The 19183-nt window shown below is 72.3% G+C and carries 15 protein-coding genes; 7 read left to right on the top strand and 8 right to left on the bottom strand.

The window, feature by feature from the left end:
* Positions 1–58 precede the first annotated feature (58 nt).
* On the bottom strand, positions 59–2947 hold the full coding sequence (locus K8638_RS04345) for an N-acetylmuramoyl-L-alanine amidase (RefSeq protein WP_223753121.1): 2889 nt from the start codon (positions 2945–2947) through the stop codon (positions 59–61).
* A 77-nt stretch (positions 2948–3024) separates the two neighbouring features.
* Between K8638_RS04345 and K8638_RS04340 the strand changes: the two genes are divergently transcribed.
* Positions 3025–3720: a diacylglycerol kinase family protein gene (locus K8638_RS04340; protein WP_223753120.1), complete on the top strand. Its 696-nt coding sequence runs from the start codon at positions 3025–3027 to the stop codon at positions 3718–3720.
* A gap of 107 nt (positions 3721–3827) precedes the next feature.
* Here the strand turns inward: K8638_RS04340 and K8638_RS04335 are convergent, their stop codons facing one another.
* The gene (locus K8638_RS04335) at positions 3828–4031 is read right to left on the bottom strand and encodes a hypothetical protein (protein WP_223753119.1); all 204 of its coding nucleotides are present in this window, start codon (positions 4029–4031) and stop codon (positions 3828–3830) included.
* A 322-nt stretch (positions 4032–4353) separates the two neighbouring features.
* Here K8638_RS04335 and K8638_RS04330 point away from each other — a divergent pair, with 322 nt between their 5' ends.
* From K8638_RS04330 to K8638_RS04310, 5 genes are all read left to right on the top strand, one after another.
* Positions 4354–5949: an NAD(P)/FAD-dependent oxidoreductase gene (locus K8638_RS04330; RefSeq protein ID WP_223753118.1), complete on the top strand. Its 1596-nt coding sequence runs from the start codon at positions 4354–4356 to the stop codon at positions 5947–5949.
* Positions 5950–5975: 26 nt separating this feature from the next.
* The gene (locus tag K8638_RS04325; RefSeq protein WP_223753117.1) at positions 5976–6344 is read left to right on the top strand and encodes a hypothetical protein; all 369 of its coding nucleotides are present in this window, start codon (positions 5976–5978) and stop codon (positions 6342–6344) included.
* 141 nt (positions 6345–6485) lie between these two features.
* Complete coding sequence (locus K8638_RS04320; RefSeq protein WP_223753116.1) at positions 6486–7625, top strand: class I SAM-dependent rRNA methyltransferase; 1140 nt, start codon at positions 6486–6488, stop codon at positions 7623–7625.
* 47 nt (positions 7626–7672) lie between these two features.
* On the top strand, positions 7673–9178 hold the full coding sequence (locus K8638_RS04315; protein ID WP_223753115.1) for a 3'-5' exoribonuclease YhaM family protein: 1506 nt from the start codon (positions 7673–7675) through the stop codon (positions 9176–9178).
* A gap of 6 nt (positions 9179–9184) precedes the next feature.
* Positions 9185–11158: an HD domain-containing phosphohydrolase gene (locus K8638_RS04310; protein ID WP_223753114.1), complete on the top strand. Its 1974-nt coding sequence runs from the start codon at positions 9185–9187 to the stop codon at positions 11156–11158.
* Here the strand turns inward: K8638_RS04310 and K8638_RS04305 are convergent.
* From K8638_RS04305 to metG, 3 genes are read right to left on the bottom strand one after another with little or no spacing between them, the layout of a single operon-like run.
* Entirely contained in the window at positions 11145–11921 is a 777-nt protein-coding gene (locus tag K8638_RS04305) for a TatD family hydrolase (RefSeq protein WP_223753113.1), read from the bottom strand. The two genes, K8638_RS04310 and K8638_RS04305, sit on opposite strands and share 14 nt — an antisense overlap.
* Positions 11918–12892 carry a HEAT repeat domain-containing protein gene (locus K8638_RS04300; protein ID WP_223753112.1) on the bottom strand — a complete coding sequence of 325 codons (975 nt, stop codon included), beginning with the start codon at positions 12890–12892 and terminating at the stop codon, positions 11918–11920. The genes K8638_RS04305 and K8638_RS04300 overlap by 4 nt, the downstream gene beginning before the upstream one ends.
* Before the next feature lies 1 nt (position 12893).
* Positions 12894–15029: a methionine--tRNA ligase gene (metG, locus tag K8638_RS04295; protein WP_223753111.1), complete on the bottom strand. Its 2136-nt coding sequence runs from the start codon at positions 15027–15029 to the stop codon at positions 12894–12896.
* 115 nt (positions 15030–15144) lie between these two features.
* On the opposite strand from metG, the gene K8638_RS04290 reads away from it, so the two are divergent.
* Positions 15145–15957 carry an NRDE family protein gene (locus tag K8638_RS04290; RefSeq protein WP_223753110.1) on the top strand — a complete coding sequence of 271 codons (813 nt, stop codon included), beginning with the start codon at positions 15145–15147 and terminating at the stop codon, positions 15955–15957.
* Between the two features lie 96 nt (positions 15958–16053).
* Here K8638_RS04290 and K8638_RS04285 read toward each other — a convergent pair whose 3' ends face one another.
* The 3 genes from K8638_RS04285 to holB form a co-directional block, all read right to left on the bottom strand.
* Positions 16054–16515 (bottom strand): hypothetical protein, encoded by a 462-nt coding sequence (locus tag K8638_RS04285; protein WP_223753109.1) that lies wholly within the window; start codon positions 16513–16515, stop codon positions 16054–16056.
* Between the two features lie 276 nt (positions 16516–16791).
* The gene (holA, locus tag K8638_RS04280) at positions 16792–18108 is read right to left on the bottom strand and encodes a DNA polymerase III subunit delta (RefSeq protein WP_223753108.1); all 1317 of its coding nucleotides are present in this window, start codon (positions 18106–18108) and stop codon (positions 16792–16794) included.
* Complete coding sequence (gene holB, locus K8638_RS04275; RefSeq protein ID WP_223753107.1) at positions 18105–19139, bottom strand: DNA polymerase III subunit delta'; 1035 nt, start codon at positions 19137–19139, stop codon at positions 18105–18107. The genes holA and holB overlap by 4 nt, the downstream gene beginning before the upstream one ends.
* Between the last annotated feature and the right edge of the window lie 44 nt (positions 19140–19183).

Here is a 19183-nt window from a genome sequence, read left to right as displayed (position 1 = left end):
ACGCGTGTCGTCACGTCAAATTCGAGGGCGCCGACCGTAGGCATGCCCACACGCCGAGTCAACGCTTCGCGTCGCTCCCGCGCCGGTGCGCACGCCGAAGCTGAACAATCACTCCTAGCAACAACCAGATTCCCGAAGCCGTTCCCCCTCCAGCCCCGCAGCCACAGCCCGAGTCATCCAGCGGATAGATGCGCGGCACCTCCTCCATCACCACCGGCTCCGGAGGCGGAGGGGGCGGCGGAGGCGGAGGCGGGTGCGGGTCCACCCCTCGCGCCGCGACACAGGCGGAGAGAAGGCCAGGGCCCGCGTCGCCGGAGTCCTCGGCGGGCGGAGGAGGCGCCTCGGCCAGAAGCCCCGCTTGCACCAGGAATGCGGAGAGGAGCTGGCCGCGCCGCGCCCGGCTGACGATGCCCTCGAAGGGCATGCCCAGCAGCAGCACCTGCCCTCCCGGCGCGGAGGCCACGCCCGCCGCCAGTTCCGTCCCCGCGTAGCGCAGCACCGCCGAGCCGCCCGAGCCGGGAGTGAGCACATCCGTGACGCCCACCGGGTAGGCCCCGAGCGTGCCGTCGTGCAGCGTCCCCCCGCTCAGGCCCGAGAGCCAGCCACCGGACAGTCCCTCCACCGTGAGCGACGGCGTGCCGCTGCCCGGCGCCGCCCGGAGGATGTCCGCGAGGAAGGCCCGGTCCTCCGCGCTGCCCACCGCGAGCGCGGAAGTCACCTGGCTTCCAGAAAGCATCAGATTTCCTCCACCGGTGACGAAGGCGCGCAGCGCGTCCTGCTCCTGGCGCGTGGGCCTCGCCCCGTCCTCGCCGCCCCGGCCGGTGAACCAGTCCACCATCCGGTAGGGGGCCGCCAGCGACACCAGCCCCGCCGGCAGCGCCGCGCTCGTGGCGCTGTCGAAGGCCAGGGCCGCGTGGGCCAGCACGTCGCCATGGCGCCGCACGGAGGTACCGTCGTTCATCGCCTCCACCAGCAGGCGCACGGGCGCCGCCAGGTCGTACGCGTCCAGCGCCTCGGCACAGGCCATGGAGGAGTCCAGCCGCTCGAAGGCGTTGACGAGCAGCACGGGCGGCTGGCCCGACTGGGGCGTGCGCACGCCGACGATGGAGGACGGGAAGCCCTCCCCGCCCGCGTTCAGCGCCGCCACGCGGAAGTAGCGCGGGGTGCCCGGGGCCAGCGTCGTGACGAAGGAGGTGCCCTCCACCTCGGTGCCCTCGTCCCAGCCCAGGCCGTCCGCGCTCTGGTAGACGCGGTAGCCCGTGGGCGCGTCGCGGCCCTCCTCGTCCGGGTTGGCCGGGGGCACGGCCCAGCGCACCTCCACCGCCCCGTCCGCGCCGTTGCGCGCCACCACCGCGGTGGGCGCCTCGGGCGGCAGGTGCACGGGCAGGCCGTCCCTCGCGGCGAAGTACTTGATGAGACCCTGGAGGATGGCCCGCGCCGCCACGCGCCGGAAGGCCGGCTCCTTCAGCCGGTTCGAGTCCGGGATGTTGTCGTGGTAGGCCATCTCCAGCAGCACGGACGGCATCTCCGGGTTGTGGGTGGGGTTCACCTCGCCCAGGTTGGCCGAGCGCAGGCTGCGCACCCGCCAGTTCGCGTCCACCTCGCGGCGGAAGTCCCTGCCGATTTCGTCCAGCAGCGCACGGGCCATGACGTCACTGCCGGGCACACCGGTGAAGTTCAGCGTGCCATCCACGGGGTTGGGCCCGTACACGTAGGCCTCCGTGCCCGACGTGGTGCCGGTGGCGCCCGCGTTGGTGTGCCAGGCCACGTAGACGGCGTCCTCCCCTTCTTCGTGCAGCCACGCCGCGAAGCGCGGGCGCGCGGAGACGTCCGCGTTGCGCTCGTTGGACAGCGCGTTGGCGCCGGTGGGCGCGTACACGGTCGCCGGGGCCCCGCTGAACTGCACGTGGTAGCGCGCGGCCTCCTCGTAGCGGGGCCGGGCCAGGGCGGGCACCTCGGCGTCGCCGATGACGCCGCTGCCTCCGCCGAAGCGCACCGCGTCCAGCGACACGGTGCCGCCCTCCGCCGTGTCGTTCATCACCACCACCGACGCCGTCTCCGGGTGCTGGCCGGCCTTGAAGTAGAAGCGGCCCAGCAGCACCCACGTGCCGCCGTGGCGGCGCTGGTTGACGCGGAAGTGGCTCTCCCCGCCCGCGTGCCGCACCACGTAGTGCGCGTCCGTCGCCCGCGCCGGGTCCGCCGCGTAGGAGACGTAGACGTGGTACGCGCCGTCCGCGGGCACCTCCGGCGCCCACGTCGCGCTCGCGGTGACGGTGCGCGCGGTGGACATGACGCGCGTGGTGCCCAGCGTGAAGGGCTCCACCCCGTTGCCCATGGGCAGCGCCGGCGTCCCCCACCCCTTCTGGGCGGAGTCCTCGAAGAGGGCCGCGTCGCCCGACTCGGAGTAGCCCGTCCCGCCCGCGTCGACGAGGGCCAAACGCGCGTTGAGGTCCGGTTCGCGCACCGGCACCACCGTGGCCCCCGCCCCCATCAGCATGGGCAGCAGGTACTGGTTCAGCACCTCCGCGGAGACGAGGTCCTCCACCACCGCGTAGGTGTTGGGGCGCTGCGTGGCCCAGCGGTCCAGCGGGGCGCTCCGGTAGAAGCCGTGGCCGGGGCTCAGGTACACCACCTTGCCGGACAGGGCCCCACCGCGCACCCGCGTCTGCGGCACGCCGGACAGGGCCCGCGGGCCCGCCGAGGCCCCCCACTCTCGCCGCACCACCGGCGGCTCGAACGCCGACAGGCGGCGCGACTCATGGGCCCGGGGGCCGGGCGCGGGCAGATATTCGACTCCAGGGGGCTCCAATCCACAGGCCCCCTCGTCCAGGGAGGAGGCCGGGCCTTCCGCCCGGGCCAGGGAGGACGCCAGCAGCAGGGAGAGGAGCGCGCTCCCCAGGCGGGCCCGGGGACGATGGGAAATGAAACTCGAGGATGCGAAATTCACGGGGTCGGACCATACCCCTTCACACCCGGGGGGCAACCGGACCCGTGGATGCTAGGGTGCCCGCCCTTCAAGCACCGATGAACGCACCTGTCCGGCCACCCTCCGCCTTCCCTCCCCGCCGCGGCTCGGGGCTGTTCGCCTCCTTCGGCCACGCGTGGGCGGGGCTCATCCACACCGTCGTCCACCAGCGCAACATGCGCGTGCACCTCATCTCCGCCGTGCTGGTGGGGCTGGTGGGCAGCGGCATTCCGCTGGGGCTCGCGGAGAAGGTGACGCTCATCTTCTGCGTCCTCCTCATCTTCTTCGCGGAGATCCTCAACAGCGCGCTGGAGCACCTGGTGGACCTGGCCGTCCAGCAGTTCGACGAGAAGGCCCGCCTCACCAAGGATGCGGCCGCCGCCGGCGTGCTGGTGCTGGCGCTGGGCACGGTGGTCATCTTCGCCGCCATCCTCGTGCACAACTGGGACACGGTGCGCACCAGCACGGAGGCGATTACGCGGCAGGTGGCGCTGGGCCTGCCCCTCACCGCCTGCGTCGTCGCGCTGGTGCTGCCGCAGCGCCGCCCCGCCGTGGTGGACGTGGGCGCCTTCCTGGGCGCGGCCGTGCTGCTGGTGCTGCTGGCCTTCGAGACGGCCAGCTTCGTCTTCACGGCGCTGACGGCGGGGCTCGTCGTCATCGCCGGCGCGGCCGCGCACCAGCGGCGGCGGGAGTCCCGCCCCACGGAACAGGTGGCTGCCGATTCGTCAGTCAGCAGAAACAAGAAGACCGGCTGACGCCGGTCCTTTCACGTCACTGCCTTGCCGCCTCCGCGCGGGCGGGAGCCCCGAAGCCAGTCCGGAGCCCGCGCGCCCGCGGGGGATGCGAACGGAAGTCTACGGACTCAGGCGCGCTGGCGCCACTCGGCCCCCTGCTCCGGTGTCGCCTGGACGGCAACGTCCTTGTCGCCTTCCTTGAGGTCCGAGGTCACCAGGTCGAGCAGCTCCGTGGCGATGCCGATGACCTGGTGCGGCGTGTAGCCGCTCGCGCGCAGTTGATTGAAGAAAGTGCGCGCCAGGATCCGGGTGCCCTTTTGGTCGGTGCTCACTGTGGTTGCCTCCGAGTAGCGGCGCAATGAGGGGGTCGCCGCATAAGCATGCAGGCTCAACAGTTCAACCCCCGTGCCAGACGTTCTCTTCCAGACGGATTCCCCAGCAGTTCCCAGGGGTTGAAGTGTACCGGTGCACGGCATGGCCTCCCCGGAGGTGCGAAGGGTGTTACGCACCTGTCGGGCGGACGGGGGGATGGCGGAGGGGGGTGCATCAGCGGGTTCGCACCCGTGACGGGGGCCGCGGCCTTCGTGGTTTCAAGTGCTTGCAATCTTTCATGGGGGTGGAGCAGATACGCGCCCCCACCAGGAGCGGACGGAAATGGCGTATCGGGTGAACAACATCGGGCTGTGGCTGGACGAGCCGGAGGAGCTGCTCGGCCAGCGGGCCGCGGAGAAGCTCGGGGTCACCCGCTCCGACCTCGCGTCCGTGCGGGTGGTCCGCTCCGTCCTGGACGCCCGGAAGAAGGGCAGCCCCCGCTACATCTACACGCTGGAGGTGGAGCTGGCCCCCGGCCGCAAGCCCGCCCGCCTGCCCCCGGACGTGGGCGAGGCGCCGCCTCCGCCGGAGCCGCCGGCGCCGGTGAAGGCGCCGGAGCGCTGGCCCATCATCATCGGCACCGGGCCGGCGGGGCTGTTCTGCGCCCTGGGCCTGCTGGAGCGCGGCGTGCGCAGCATCCTGCTGGAGCGCGGCCGCGAGGTGGTGACGCGCCGCAAGGACGTGGCGAAGCTGATGCGCGACGGCACGCTGGACCCGGAGAGCAACATGAACTTCGGCGAGGGCGGCGCCGGTGCCTACACGGACGGCAAGCTGTCCACGCGCATCAACCACCCCATGGTGCGCAAGGTGATTGAAGCCTTCGCGAAGTACGGCGCGCCGGACCACATCCTCATCGAGGGCAAGCCGCACATCGGCTCGGACCTGCTGCCGGGCGCGGTGGCGAGGCTGCGCGACGAGCTCATCGCCGGCGGGTGCCAGGTGCACTTCGAGCACCGGGTGGACGACCTCCTCTACCGCGACGGGCACGTGGCGGGCGTGAAGCTGTCGGACGGGCGCACGCTGGAGAGCGACCGCGTCATCCTCGCCCCGGGCAACTCCGCCCGCGAGCTGTACGAGCGCTTCGCCGCCGACGGGCGGGTGAGCGTGGAGGCCAAGCCCTTCGCGCTCGGCTTCCGCGCCGAGCACCCCCAGGCGCTCATCAACAGCATCCAGTACGGCAACGCCGCCAAGAATCCCAAGCTGCCCCCGGCCGACTACAAGCTGGCGGAGAACCTGGACGTGGACGGCGAGGTGCGCGGCGTCTACTCGTTCTGCATGTGCCCCGGCGGAATCGTGGTGCCCACGCCCACCCAGGAGGGCTTGCAGTGCACCAATGGCATGAGCAACTCGCGCCGCAATGCGCGCTACGCCAACGCCGGCATCGTCGTCTCCGTGTCCGTGGCGGACTTCGAGCGCGAGGGCTTCCGCGGGCCGCTGGCGGGCCTGGAGTTCCAGCGTCACTGGGAGGCGAAGGCGTACGAGCTCGGCGGCGGGCGCTTCTTCGCCCCGGCCCAGACGATTCCGGACTACCTGGCGGGGCGCGTGAAGAAGGACCCGGGGGGCACCAGCTACCGGCCGGGCCTGGCGCACGCGGACCTCAACCGACTCTTCCCGGAGCGGCTCACCCAGTCCCTCAAGCAGGCCCTGCGCACCTTCGACCGGAAGATGCGGGGCTTCATCAGCGAGGAGGGTAAGCTCATCGGCATCGAGAGCCGCACCTCGTCGCCGGTGCGCATCACCCGCGGCGAGGACCTGCAGTCGGTGTCCCTCAAGGGGCTCTATCCGGCGGGTGAGGGGTGTGGGTACGCGGGCGGCATCGTATCGTCCGCCATTGATGGACTGCGCGTCGCTGAGCAGATTGCCACCGAGCTGTCCTGAGGAAGGACGCCCGGGAGGAGGCCCCCATGAAGTACGTGGTTCGCACGCCGGACGGTGAGCTGGTCTACCCCAGCCTGTTGGACGTGGAGCGGGCCTACCTCCAGGGCCTCGTGGACGCGGACGACGAGGTCCGGGAGGAGAGCTCCTCCCTGTGGCGGAAGGCAGGCAGCCTGCCCACCCTGGCGCGCGCGCGGCGCGCCTCCTCCGGCGCGGCCCGCCGGGGCCAGGTGCTCGCGGTGGTGGGAGTCGTACTGCTGGGCGCGCTGGCCCTGTCGCTGCTGTTCCGCGAGGCGTGGAACCTGCGCCTGCTGGGCATCGTCCTCGCCCTGGCGGCCAGCTTCATGCTGACCCGGGTGACGCTCAAGGCCTTCAAGCGCCCGCCTCCCGGGGGCTGAGCCTCCCCGTCCGCTCCCTCCCCTGCCCTCCTTCGGGGCGTCCCGGCGCCCGCCGCATGCTGGCCGCCGGGGGCGCATGTTCTCCCCTGGGAGGACGCCCGTGGGCACCGTGTCCACGGTCCACGCGAGAGGGAGGCCACCTTGTTCAGCACCTATTTGTCCCGGGATGCCGCCCGCAGGCTGCGCCATGGTGCCCCCTGGCTGCGCCGGGAGGACATCGTCTCCATGGAAGGAACACCTCTGCCCGGGGAGCCGGTGCAGCTCCGGGACGAGGACGGCTCGGTGCTGGGCCTGGGCGACGTGGACCTGGAGGCCTCGTACGCGGTGCGGCGGCTGGGCCAGCCGGACGAGTCCGTGGAGGGCCTCATCCCCCGCCACCTCCGCCACGCCTTCGAGCGGCGCGGGAAGCTGGTGGACGACCCGCGCTTCTGCCGCATCGTCAACGATGACGGGGACGGGCTGCCCGGCCTCATCGTGGACCGGTACGACACCCACTTCGTGGTCCAGACGCTCACCCGCGCCATGGACGCCCGGCAGGGGGAAATCACCCGCGCGCTGGTGGAGGTGACGGGCGCCGGCTCCGTGCTGCTGCGCAACGACACCCTGAGGCGCAAGGCCCTGGGCCTGGCTCCCCAGCGGCCCCACGTCCTCTACGGCACCCCGCCCCGCTGGTGCCGGCTGCTGGAGCTGGGCGCGCGCTTCACCGTGGACCTCACCTACGGCCTGGGCACCGGCTACCACTACGACCAGCGCGAGCTGCGCCGCTTCGTGGGCCGCCTGGCCCAGGGCGCCCGGGTGCTGGACGTCTGCTGCAACGTGGGCGGACTCTTCGTCCACGCGGGGCTTCACGGAGCGCGCCGGATTCTGGCCTTCGACAAGAACGGGGACGCGGCGGACCTGGCCCGGGAGAACGCCGAGGCCAACGGGCTGCTGGGCCGGGCCACCGTGGAGACGGGGCAGCCGCTCCAGGTGCTCCGCGCCATCCGGGACACCTTCGACCTGGTGCTGCTGGACACCCCGGGGGTGGGCTCCGAGGAGGACTTCGTGGAGCAATTCCGGCACGCCCTGCGGCGCACCCGGCACGGGGGGCGGCTGCTGGTGGCCGGCTACCACCCGCCCCTCCCCCTGGGGGGCTTCGACGAGCTGGTGGCCACCGCCTGCGAGGGGGAGGCCCGCATCGCCACCCGGCTGGCCCGCCTGGGCCTGCCCCCGGACCACCCCACGCTGGTCGGCTCCCCGGGGTCCGAGTACCTCGACGCCGTGGCGCTGGAAGTGAGCTGACGCCTTCCCCCCGAAGCGCCTTCCTGGTGCTAGTGTCCGCCGCCGCAATGACCAACGAAAACGCCCCCGAGACCGCGACCCCCACCCCGGAAGGTTCCGTGGAGACCGTCCGCAAGGTGTACGCGGCGGACCTGCGCGAGAAGGACCGCGTCAACACCGTCTTCCGCGTCACCAAGAAGGAGAAGGTGACGGCGCGCAGTGGCAAGGTGTTCCTCGCCCTCACCCTCGTCGACAAGAGCGGCGAGGTGGACGCGCGCATCTTCGACAAGGTGGACGCGCTCGAGCCCGCCTTCCAGTCCGGTGACTTCGTGCTGGTGCAGGGCAACGTCATCAACTTCCACGGCCGCACCCAGGTCGTCGTGGAGGCCGTGGAGCGCCTGGACCCGGAGCCGCTGGACCCCAAGGAGTTCGAGCCGCCCCCGGCCCCGCCGCCCGAGGCGAAGCCCGCCCCCGAGGCGAAGGCGCCCGAGGCCCGCGCGGAGAAGGCCGACAAGGGTGACAAGGGCGAGGCCCGGGCCGAGAAGGCCGACAAGGAGCCCCGCGCCGAGGGACGGCACGACGGCGCGGCCGGCGCGCGCGCGGTGGGCCTCATCCGGGAGATCGTCATGGAGCGGGTGAGCGACCCGCACGTGAAGCAGCTCCTGCTGGCCTTCCTGGACGACCCGCAGGTCGCCGCGGGCCTGCCGGTGGCGCCGGCGGCCAAGGGCATGCACCACGCGTGGCGCGGCGGGCTGGCCGAGCACCTGCTGTCGGTGATGCGGCTGACGCTCCGGGTGGCGGACCACTACCCCATGGCGGACCGCGACCTGCTGCTGGCCGGCGCGCTGCTGCACGACGTGATGAAGGTGGCGGAAATCTCCCCCGACAAGGGCTTCGAGTACACCGACGAGGGGAAGCTCGTCGGCCACCTGGTGATGACCGCGCAGAAGATTCGCGAGAAGACGCTGGCCATCCCCGGCTTCCCGCCGCTCCTGGAGCAGCACCTCACGCACGTGGTCATCGCCCACCACGGCCAGCTCGAGTACGGCAGCCCCAAGGTGCCGGTGACGCTGGAGGCGTTCATCGTCCACGCGCTGGACTCGCTGGACTCGCGCATCGCCTCGTGGCTGGAGGCCATGCAGAAGGACCCCAACGACAAGTGGACGGACGTGCTGCGCCACTACGACCGGCAGCTCTGGAAGGGCCCCGTGCCCACCGCGCGGGGCCGCGCCCCGGTGGAGGGCGGTGGCCGCCGCAAGTCGCGCGAGGAGAAGCGCAAGGCCCGCCTCGAGAAGCCCCAGCAGGGCGGCGCCCAGGCCGAGGCCGGCGCCCAGCCGGCCCGCGAGGAGCAGCAGCAGCGTCCGCCCCGCCGCGAGCGTCCGCCCCGCGAGGAGCGCGCGCGCGAGGAGCGTCCGCCCCGTGAGGAGCGCCCGCCGCGGCCTCCCCGCGAGGAGCGTCCCCCGCGCGACGCCAGCTCCCTGCCCCGCGAGCTGACCTTCAAGCCCTTCAGCGCGCTGACGTCGCTCCCCCCGCCCGAGCCGGGCAACAAGGACGGGGGCTCCTCGGAGAGCTGAGGCACCATGGCGAAGAAGTTGGGAGAGCGCCTCATCGAGGCCGGGCTGGTGAATGCCGCGGCCGTGGAGCAGGCCCTGGAGCACCAGAAAATCACCGGCCACAAGCTGGGGGACTGTCTGGTGGAGCTGGGGCTGCTCCAGGAAGCGGGCCTGCTGCGCTTCCTGGCCTCGGAGTTCCAGACGCGCTTCGTCAGCGCGGACAAGCTGGCCAAGGCGAGAATCGCCACCGAGGTGCTGGACCGGCTTCCGGTGCGCCTGGCCGAGGCGCAGAACGTGCTGCCGCTGGCGGTGGACCCCGAGCGCAAGCTGCTGTCGGTGGTGGCCGCCGAGCCGCAGAACAAGGCGCTGATGGACGAGATTGCCCTCGTCACCGGCATGTCGGAGGTCTACGCGTACGTGGGCCTGCGCAGCGCCATCGCCGCGGCCATCCGCAAGCACTACTACGGCGACCCCACCGCCTTCACCGCGCTGCTGGAGTCGGGCGGCGCGCAGGCCCGCTCCCCGGACTTCCCCTCGCGCACGGGGGCCCCGGAGCACGGCCGCACCACCACCAGTGCCCGCAGCAGCCTCACCGGGCTGAGCCAGTACCGCATGGAGACGGACGCGCGCATGCGGGCGCCGCGGACCAGCAGCACCGGCACCCCGGCGGTCCGTCCCTCCACGCAGCGGCGCGAGCCGGGCGGCCCGCGCGGCATGGTCAGCGACAGCGACTACGTGGAGACGCTGGGCATCCTCGTGGGCCTGCTGGAGCAGGACCGGCAGCGCCACCGCGGCCACTCGGCGCAGCTCGCGCGGCAGGCGGGCATCATCGGCCAGCGCATGGGCATGCCCCACAAGGAGCTGACGGCGCTGTCCATCGCCGCGTATCTCCATGACCTGGGCAAGCCGGCCGAGCGCCACTTCTCCCTGGCCAGCAACGCCGTCAACCCCGAGTGGAAGGCGCAGGCCAAGGTGGCCTGCCGCGCCCCCACGCGGATGTTCGAGACGGTGCACCTGCCCGCGCAGGTGAACACCATCCTCGCGCAGATGTACGAGGCGTGGGACGGCTCCGGCACGCCCCAGGGCGCCAAGGGCGAGGACATCACCCTGGGCGCTCGCATCCTCGCGGCGGTGGACAGCTTCCTGGAGCTGACGAAGAACCCGGGCAACGCCCACGGCAAGGCCTTCACCAAGAACCAGGCGCTGGAGCACCTGCGGACGAACGCGGGCGTGCTCTATGACCCGGTGGTGGCGGACATCGTCATCCAGCTCCAGAGCGGCGAGCTGCTCCGCCACCGGCTGGAGAGCGAGGGCCGGCAGGTGCTCATCGCGGAGCCGGACGAGGCCGCGCGCGGCGAGCTGCTGGAGTCGGTGCTGAAACAGGGACTGGTGGCGCACGCGCTGTCCACGATGGAGGGCGCCCAGGACGGGCTGGCCCGGCAGGACTGCGACGTGCTGGTGGTGAGCCTGCGCCTGGGCCAGCAGGAGGTGATGGAGCTGTTGCGGCAGGCACGCTCGGCGCCGGAGACGGCGGGGTTGCCCATCGCCGTGGTGGGCGAGCCGGACGCCCCCACCCGCGAGCGGTTGATGATGGGCGGCGCCACCACGGTGCTGCCTCCCGGGGACAGGGCGGCGGTGGCCAAGGAGGTGCGCACGCTCCTGGAAGACCGGGTGCACCACAACGGCCCGGGGCGCGTGGTGCGCGGCAGCTTCGACGAGCTGCCCCTGCGCGAGCTGCTGCGCACGCTGGCCGGAGGCCACAAGAACGGACGGCTGCACCTGCGCCAGCACACGCTGGAGGGCTACCTCCACCTGGAGCGCGGCCGCGTCGTCTTCGCCTCCTTCGGTGGCCACTCCGGAGAGCCCGCCTTGCAGGCGCTGCTGAAGATGAAGCAGGCGGACTTCCAGTACGACCCGGACGCGCTGCTGCTGGACGTGCCGCAGATGGACCAGGACCTGGAGGACCTCCAGGCCCTGGCCGGCGCCGTCAACGCAGGTTGAGCGCGAAGAACGCGGAGGCGTTGGCGGTGGTGGTGGCCGCCACCTCCTCCAGCGTCACGCCCTTCAGCTCCGCCACCTTGCGCGCCGTCTCCACCACGTGCGCGGGCTGGTTCTTCCGCCCGCGGTGCGGCACCGGCGCCAGGTAGGGGCTGTCCGTCTCCACCATCAGCCTGTCGAGCGGCGCGAAGCGCACCGCGTCCTGCAGCGCCTGCGCGTTCTTGTAGGTGACGACGCCGGACAGGGACAGGAGGAAGCCCAGGTCCAGGTAGCGCCGCGCCGCGGCCGTGTCCCCGGTGAAGCAGTGGATGACGCCCCGGGACAGCCCCTCCTCCCGGAGAATCCCCTCGCAGTCGTCATGCGCGTCACGCACGTGCACCACCAGCGGCTTGTCCAGCTTGCGCGCCAGGGCGCACTGGCGCCGGAAGACGGTGGCCTGCACGTCGCGGGGCGAGTGGTCGTAGTAGTAGTCCAGGCCGGCCTCGCCCACCGCGCGCACCTCGGGCCGCGCGCACGTGGCCTCCAGCGTGGCGAAGTCGTCTTCCGTGGCCCGCGCGGCCTCGTGCGGGTGGATGCCCAGCGTGGGCGACAGGAAGTCCGGGTGCGCGGCGGCCAGCTCCAGCGCGTTGCCCCAGTCCCCGGGCCCGTGGAACTGCCCCACGACGATGGCGTGGACGAGCCCGGCCGCGCGGGCCCCGTCCAGGATGGCGGCCACGTCCGGGTAGTCCTTCACCTCGAGATGACAGTGGGCGTCGACCAGTCTCATGTCTCCTCCTGCACCAGCTCTTCCAACTCCATGCGCCCTTCGGGTGTGGAGAAGGTGGGGATGGAGGCGCGCACCCGCTCGCGGCCCTCCGGCAGGCCCAGCCGCCAGAGCGCGTCCGCGGCATCCAGGCGGAAGTCCTCCTCGGCGCTCCGGTCCTCCAGCAATGCGAGCAGCCAGGGCAGCGCCCGGGCATCTCCCAGGCGCCCCAGCCCACGCGCGGCGGCCCCACGGCACGAGTCCTTCGGGTCCTCCAGGACTTCCTTCAGCCGCTCCAGCGCTCCGGGCACCTTCACCGCGCCGCACAGCTCCACGGCCAGGGCGCGGTCCGCGCTCCACTTCTTCCGCGTCCGCTGGAGGAGGTACGCCCCGCCCTCCGGGTCTCCCAGCTGCGCCAGCACGCCCGCGGCCTGGGTCTTGTCGAAGGCCGGCAGCAGCCACTTGCGGAAGACGCGCTTCACCGCGTGGAGCGCGCGGGCGTCCTCGAGCTGCCCCAGCGCGCCGAGGGCGCGGAAGCGGAGCAGGTCCGAGTCCAGCGCCTCCAGCAGCACGTCCATGCCGGCGGGGTGCCCGAGTCCGGCGATTCCGCGCGCGGCCTCGAAGCGCACCTCCGGCAACGGGTCCTCCAGCATGCCCGCCAGCGCGCCGCGCAGCTCCTGCCGGTGCAGGTCCGCGAGCCGGCCGGTGGCCTCCAGCCGCACCATCCACTCGTCGTCCCGCAGGCGCGAGAGGAGCACCCCGGGCTGCTCGTCCTCGGGCAGCACCACGGTGGCCAGACGCACCCCGGCGCGGCGCACCTCCGGCTGCTTGTCCGACAGCAGCCGGGGGAGCGCCTCCATGAAGTCGGCCCCATGATTGGGGGCCTCGGCCGCGAGCTCGAAGAGCTGCTCGGCGGCCTCGGCCCGGAACACCGGGCGCTTCTCGCGCTCCAGCGTCAGCAGGGCGCGGTCGCGCTCGGCGCGCCAGTCCGTCACGTCACTTCACCTCGCTGCCCGGCGGCACGTCGCCCGGTTCCAGCAGCGACAGGTCCTTGCCGCCCGGGCCCGCGGTGAGGAGCATGCCGCGCGACTCGATGCCCTTCAGCTTGCGGGGCTTGAGGTTGGCCACCACCACCACGCGGCGCCCGGTGAGCGCCTCCGGCGCGTACGCCTCGGCGATGCCGGAGACGATGGTGCGCGGCCCCGCCGCCTCGCCCACGTCCACCGTGAGCTTCAGCAGCTTGTCCGCGTCCTTCACCTTCTCCGCCGCCAGCACCTTGCCCGACTTGAGCACCACCTTCGCGAAGTCCGCGTACTCGATTTCACCCGAGGCCTCCCCGGCGCCCGCGCCGGGCGAGGCCTGGGTGGCGGGCTGAGCCGCGGCGGCCTTCTTCTCCGCCTTCTTCTCCTTGCCCTCCTTGCCACCGCCGGCCGCCTTGGCCTCCGCGGCCTTGGGGGCCTGCTCGGAGGGAGGCGCCTTGATGATGCCGTTGACCTTCTCCTGCTCCAGCCGGGGCAGCAGCGGCTCCGGGGTGCCGGTGGGCCGGCTGCGGTCCAGCAGCGGGTACTTCGCGCCCTCCAGGGCCTGGAAGGTCAGCGGCGGCGCGCCGAGCTGGGCGAACAGCTTCTCCGACAGGCGCGGCGTCACCGGGGCGAGCAGCGCGCCCAGCAGGTACACCACGTCCGCGGCGTCCGACAGGTCCGCGCGCGCGGCCTCGGCGGTCTCCGGCTTGCGGACTCCCGCCCACGGGGCCTGCGTCTGGACGAAGGCGTTGGCGGCCGAGGCGATGTCGGTGATGACGCGGATGGCGTTGCGGTACTCGAGCTTCTCGAACGCGTCGCGCACCTCCGGCACGCGGGCGAGCGCGGACTCCACCAGCGTTCGACCCGGCCCCTCGGCGCGGCCCGGCGCCAGCCGCTTCTCCAGCGGCCCCGCCAGCAGCGACAGGGCGCGGTTGGCCAGATTGCACACGTTGTTGACGAGCTCGCCGTTCACCCGCTCGCGGAAGGCCGTGAGGTTGAGGTCCAGGTCCTCGACACCCGGGCCCAGGTTGGCCGCGTAGAAGTAGCGCAGGTAGGTGGGGTCGAGCTGGTCGAGGTAGTCCCGCACCGGCACCATGGTGCCGCGGCTCTTCGACATCTTCTCGCCGTTCACCGTGAGGTGGCCGTGGACCTTGATTTCGTTCGGGATGTGCAGCCCCGCCACGTTGAGCACGGCCGGCCAGAACAGGGCGTGGAAGTAGACGATGTCCTTGCCGATGAAGTGGATGATGCGCGTGTCCTGGTCCGCCCCCCAGTAGTCCAGCGCGCTCTTCGCCTTGCCCGTCTCCTTCGCCCACTTCTCCGTGGTGGCGATGTAGCCGATGGGGGCGTCCAGCCAGACGTAGAAGAACTTGTCCGTCTCGCCCGGAATCGCGAAGCCGAAGTAGGGCCCGTCACGGCTGATGTCCCAGTCCGCGAGGCCCTTCTCGAAGAAGCCCTGGAGCTGGGTGGCCAGGCCCGGGTGGAGGAAGCCCGGCTTGCGCAGCACGGACTGCAGGAAGTCCGCGTGCTTCGACAGCTTGAAGAACAGGTGCTCGGAGTTCTTGCGCACCGGCGGGGTGCCGCACAGGGCGCAGCGGGGCTCGATGAGGTCGGTGGGCGCGTAGGCCTTGCCGCACTTCTCGCAGGCGTCGCCGTACTGGTCCGGCGCCTTGCAGTTGGGACAGGTGCCCTTGATGAAGCGGTCCGGCAGGAAGCGGCGGTCCTTCTCGCAGTAGGCCTGCTCGATGTCGCGCCGCTCGATGTCCCCCTTCTCCTTCAGCCGCCCGTAGATGAGCTCCGCGTAGTGGCGGTTCTCCGGCGAGTTGGTGGAGTGGAAGTAGTCGAAGCGGATGTCCAGGTCGTGGAAGTCCCGCTGGTGCTCCGTGTGGAAGCGGGCGATGAACTCCTCCGGCTTCAGGCCCTGCTTCGCCGCGTTGATTTCAATGGGCGTGCCGTGGGTGTCGTCCGCGCAGAAGTAGACGACGTCCTTGCCGCACGAGCGGAGGAAGCGGACGTAGATATCGGTCTGGATGTACTCGACGGCGTGCCCGATGTGGACGGGGCCGTTCGCGTAGGGAAGCGCGCTGGTGACGAGGATTCTCTCCGCCATGGACTCTCCTGAGGGCGGCGGACATTAGCCGCTCGAGTGGCCGAGGTCATCGACGGCGTGAGGGGCACGGGCACGAATGCGCCGCGGGGCCGGAGATGTTATCGACCGGATACGCATGTGCACCATCGTCATCCTTCGCCAGGTCCACCCCGAATGGCCGCTGGTGCTCGCGGCCAACCGGGACGAGTTCTACGCCCGCCCCGCCACCGGCCCCCAAATCCTTCGGGAGTCCCCTCGCGCCGTCGGGGGACGGGACGTGGAGCGGGGCGGCACGTGGATGGGGGTTACTAACGAAGGACTCTTCGTGGGCCTGACGAACCAGCGCGGCGGGCGGGGCCAGGGTCCGGCCCCCCGCTCGCGGGGCGAGGTGGTGCTGCGCGCCCTGGAGATGGGGGGCGTGGAGGCCATCGAGCGCTACCTGGACACCCTGCCCGGCGACGAGTTCCTCCCCTTCAACCTCCTCTACGGGGACGCGCGCGTGCTCCGGGTGGCCTACGCCCGCTCCGGGGAGCGGCGGCTGCGGCGGGAGGACGTGCCCCCCGGCATCCACGTGCTGCCCAATGACGTGCTGGACGCGCCCGCGCTGCCCAAGGTGGAGCGGGCCCGGATGCTGGCGGCGGAGGTGGCCCACCGGCCCTGGCCGGAGCTGGAGGCCGGGCTGAAGGCGCTGCTGGCGGACCCCACCCTTCCCGCCCTGGAGCAGGTGCCCGTCCCCGAGGCCGGCGAGGACCTGCCCCGCGACTTCCTGAGGCAGCTCCAGGCGCTCTGCATCCGCACGCCCCTGTACGGCACGCGGTCCTCCACCATCGTGGCGCTGAAGCCGGGCCACGTGGGGCACTACCTCGCCACCGAGGTGGCGCCCGGCCAGGGCCCGTGGAGCGACGTCACCGGACTGCTCACGCCTGGCGCCGCCGCGGCCAACGGCTGACCTCCCGGGGCGAAGCGCCGCCACGGAACCCGTGTGCCGCCCCATGCCGCTGTTGAGACAATCCGCGTCCCCCAGGCGTCGGGGAGAGGCAGGCCCTCACCCGGTGATACCAGGCCCGGGCTCTCCCACGATGACGCGCGCCCGTCCGTCCATGGGGAGCTTCACTTCTTCCACCGTCGCGAAGCCGGCGGACCGGGCCAGCTCGGCCAGGTGCCGCATCCACGGGTTGTAGGGCATTCCGTTGTCCGAGCAGCACGGCACCACGGCGAAGGGCAGCCGGTGCTTCGCCGCGTACTCGATGATGACGCGGGTGGCGCCGTCCGGGTGCATGCCCACCACCAGCTCCGCCTCGCACGGCTCCTCCAGCGTGAAGATGCGCTGGGCGTAGGTGACGGGCAGGTGCTTGTGCCGCAAATCAAACGTGGTGACGGAGCGGCCGCGCTTCGTCAGCGCCTCGTTGAGGCGCCCCTGTCCTCCCGCCACGTCGAAGACGCGAGGGGCCGCGAAGCGCGACACGATGAAGTCCGCGAAGAGGTCGAAGCGCCGCTTGTCCGCCATACGCGCCTCTTCTACCCGAGCCCGGCGGCGTCCGCATCGGAACCCGTCCCCCGAGGACGCGCCGCCGGAGCGAGGGGCGAACGCACGAGCCCTCGCCCTATCGACCGCGAGCCCCTCGGGGACGGGGCCCCCGATGCCCCCAGGTCGTCGCTTGCTGCCCGGGGCACATTCGCCCCGCCGTCCGTGGGCCCCCAGGGGTATGGGGCCCCCTGATGACCAGACCCGTTGCCCGAGGCCCCGCCGTTCACTGGCCGGCGCACACCCGCCGCGCCGCGCTCAGGGGCGGGTGCACACCGTGGCCAGCAGCCGCTCGATGACGAGCCGCCCGTTGGCGGAGGACTTGAGGGCCAGGTCCGCCTCCGCGCACGCCACCAGGGCGCCCAGCAGCTCGCGGCGCTCGTAGCCGGCGGCGGCCTTCATGCTGAAGGTGAGCGCCCAGGCGTTGGGCATCTTGCGCTTCGTCCCCTTCAGCTCCGCCTCCAGCCTGGGCAGCACGCGCGCCTCCACGTCCTTGGCGGTGCGCGGCGGGTTTCCGCCCGCGTAGCGCCACAGCCACTCGTGGCTCTCCAGCAGCGAGCGGACGATGGAGGCCACCGCGCCCAGGAGCTGCAAGGCGTGAGTGCCCTGCCCCATGGCGTCGTCGGCGTAGGCCAGGGCGGAGCGGAAGTCTCGCTTCTGGAGGGCCTCGGACAGCTCGAAGAACTCCTCCTCGCGGGCGTGGTGGACCAGCATCGCCACGTCCGCCTTCTCAATCGCCGGCCCCTCCGCGTACGTGGCCAGCTTCTCCAGCTCCGACTGGAGCAGGCGGATGTTGCCGCCGATGCGCTCCTTCAGCTCGTCGAGCGCCCCGGGGCCCAGCTTCTTCTTGAAGGGCGCCAGGAACTCCTTCGCGATGTCGGAGAGGTCCAGGTCCTTGTGGCGCGCGGCCACCTTGCGCTCGACGACGTGGCCCTTGTCCTGGGCCAGCTTCACCAGCGGGCTCTTCGCGTCCACCTCCGAGGCCGCCATCACCAGCGCATGCCCTGGCGGCACGCCCTTCTGGATGAGGTCCAGCAGCGCCGTGGTGTCGCCCTCCGGCGCGGTGATGCGCTCCTCGCGGCAGAAGGCGGCGGCCTCCTTGAGGAAGGCGAGGTCCGCCTCCGCGAGGTCCACGTTGAGCTCGTCCTTCCACTCCTGCACGGACGGAGCGCCCGATTTGCCCGGGTCCAGCTGGTCCACGCCCCAGCCCGCGCGCGCCGCCAGCGCCAGCAGCCGCCGCGCGCCCTCCTTGCGCTTGCCCGCCTTCCACGCCTCGCGCGCCTTGCCCAGCGCGTCCCCCCGCCCCTTCTTGGGCGCGAGGAACTCCGGGTCTCTCACCAGCACCACCTTGCGCCCGGGGAACAGCGGCAGCGTGGCCAGCTCCTGCGCCACCTCGCGCGGGCTGCCCGCGTCCAGCACCGCCAGGTTGAGCCCCATGGCGGCGTCCGGCACCAGCGTCTTCACCAGCTCGTCCGCGCCCTTGCGGACCAGGTACTCCTCGCCCCACAGGAGGTAGAGCGGCGCCACCTTGCCCGACTTCACCTCCGCCAGCACGTCATCGAGTTCGGCGCTCACCGTGCGGCCTCCGTGAACAGGTCAATGAGCAAACGCTCCAGTTGCAGGCGCGGCGCCCCGTTGCGGGCGATGGCCGCGCGCGCGCCCTCCAGGAGCGCGTGGCGGCGGTGCAGCGTGGCGTCGGAGGTGCGCGAGGCCACCTCGAGCGCCAGGTCCTTCATGTCCCGGTTGGCCAGCCCCCCCTCCATCCCCGCCCGGGCCAGCGCCACGTCGCGCGTCCAGAGCACCAGCAAGTCCAGCACGCCCTCCGCGTCCTCGCGCGAGCCGCCGTGGGCCTCCGCGAAGCGCAGCAGGCCCACCGCGTCCTCGCCGCGCAGCGACTCGAAGGCGTTGAGCACGTCCTTGCGCTGGGCGAGCGCGTCCACGTCCAGCGCCATCGCGCGGCCCAGGCTGCCGCCGGCCATGACGGCCGCGAGCTCGGCGGTGGCCGGGTCCAGCTTCCGCTCCTCCCGCACGCGCTGGGCGACGAGCTCCACCGGCAGCGGGCCGAAGTGCACCTTGCCGCACCGGCTGCGGATGGTGGGCAGCAGCTTGTCCACGGCGCTGGCCACCAGGATGATGGTGGTGCCCGAGGGCGGCTCCTCCAGCGTCTTCAGGAAGGCGTTCTGCGCCTGCACGTTCATCGTCTGCGCGGAGACGATGATGGCCACCTTGCGCCGCGACTCCAGGGCGCGCAGCGCCAGCCGCTCCTGCAGGTCGCGTATCTGCTCCACGCGCAGCTCGCGGCTGGGCGTGCCCGTGAAGTCCGAGCGCCCCGCCAGCCCGCGCGATACCCGCTCCTCGTCCGGCATCACCCACGTCACGTCGGGATGCAGGCCCCTGGCCACCCGCAGGCAGCTCGCGCAGGTGCCACAGCCCACGTCGGGCTGCTCGGGACAGGTGAGCGCCTGGGCCAGCCCCACCGCGGCCAGCTCCTTCCCCACACCCTCGGGCCCGGCGAAGAGATACGCGTGGTGTACCGCGCCTCCACGCAGTGCCGCCTGGAGTGCATCAATCGCGCGCGGCTGTCCCAGCACCGATGCGAGCGTCATGAGAGGGGTGTATCCCCGCTCGCGCGGCACCCGTCAACAAGCCT

The organism is Myxococcus sp. RHSTA-1-4 (assembly GCF_020037125.1).
GTDB lineage: Bacteria > Myxococcota > Myxococcia > Myxococcales > Myxococcaceae > Myxococcus.
Note: the sequence above shows the minus strand (reverse complement) of the source record. Positions and strands in the feature narration are given on the sequence as shown.

Excerpts from the sequence above, each read along its gene's own strand:
- K8638_RS04340 (WP_223753120.1), top strand. The coding sequence starts at position 3,025 with ATGAACGCACCTGTCCGGCCACCCTCCGCCTTCCCTCCCCGCCGCGGC.
- K8638_RS04330 (WP_223753118.1), top strand. The coding sequence starts at position 4,354 with ATGGCGTATCGGGTGAACAACATCGGGCTGTGGCTGGACGAGCCGGAG.
- K8638_RS04325 (WP_223753117.1), top strand. The coding sequence starts at position 5,976 with ATGAAGTACGTGGTTCGCACGCCGGACGGTGAGCTGGTCTACCCCAGC.
- K8638_RS04315 (WP_223753115.1), top strand. The coding sequence starts at position 7,673 with ATGACCAACGAAAACGCCCCCGAGACCGCGACCCCCACCCCGGAAGGT.
- K8638_RS04310 (WP_223753114.1), top strand. The coding sequence starts at position 9,185 with ATGGCGAAGAAGTTGGGAGAGCGCCTCATCGAGGCCGGGCTGGTGAAT.
- K8638_RS04305 (WP_223753113.1), bottom strand. The coding sequence starts at position 11,921 with ATGAGACTGGTCGACGCCCACTGTCATCTCGAGGTGAAGGACTACCCG.
- metG (WP_223753111.1), bottom strand. The coding sequence starts at position 15,029 with ATGGCGGAGAGAATCCTCGTCACCAGCGCGCTTCCCTACGCGAACGGC.
- K8638_RS04290 (WP_223753110.1), top strand. The coding sequence starts at position 15,145 with ATGTGCACCATCGTCATCCTTCGCCAGGTCCACCCCGAATGGCCGCTG.
- K8638_RS04285 (WP_223753109.1), bottom strand. The coding sequence starts at position 16,515 with ATGGCGGACAAGCGGCGCTTCGACCTCTTCGCGGACTTCATCGTGTCG.
- holB (WP_223753107.1), bottom strand. The coding sequence starts at position 19,139 with ATGACGCTCGCATCGGTGCTGGGACAGCCGCGCGCGATTGATGCACTC.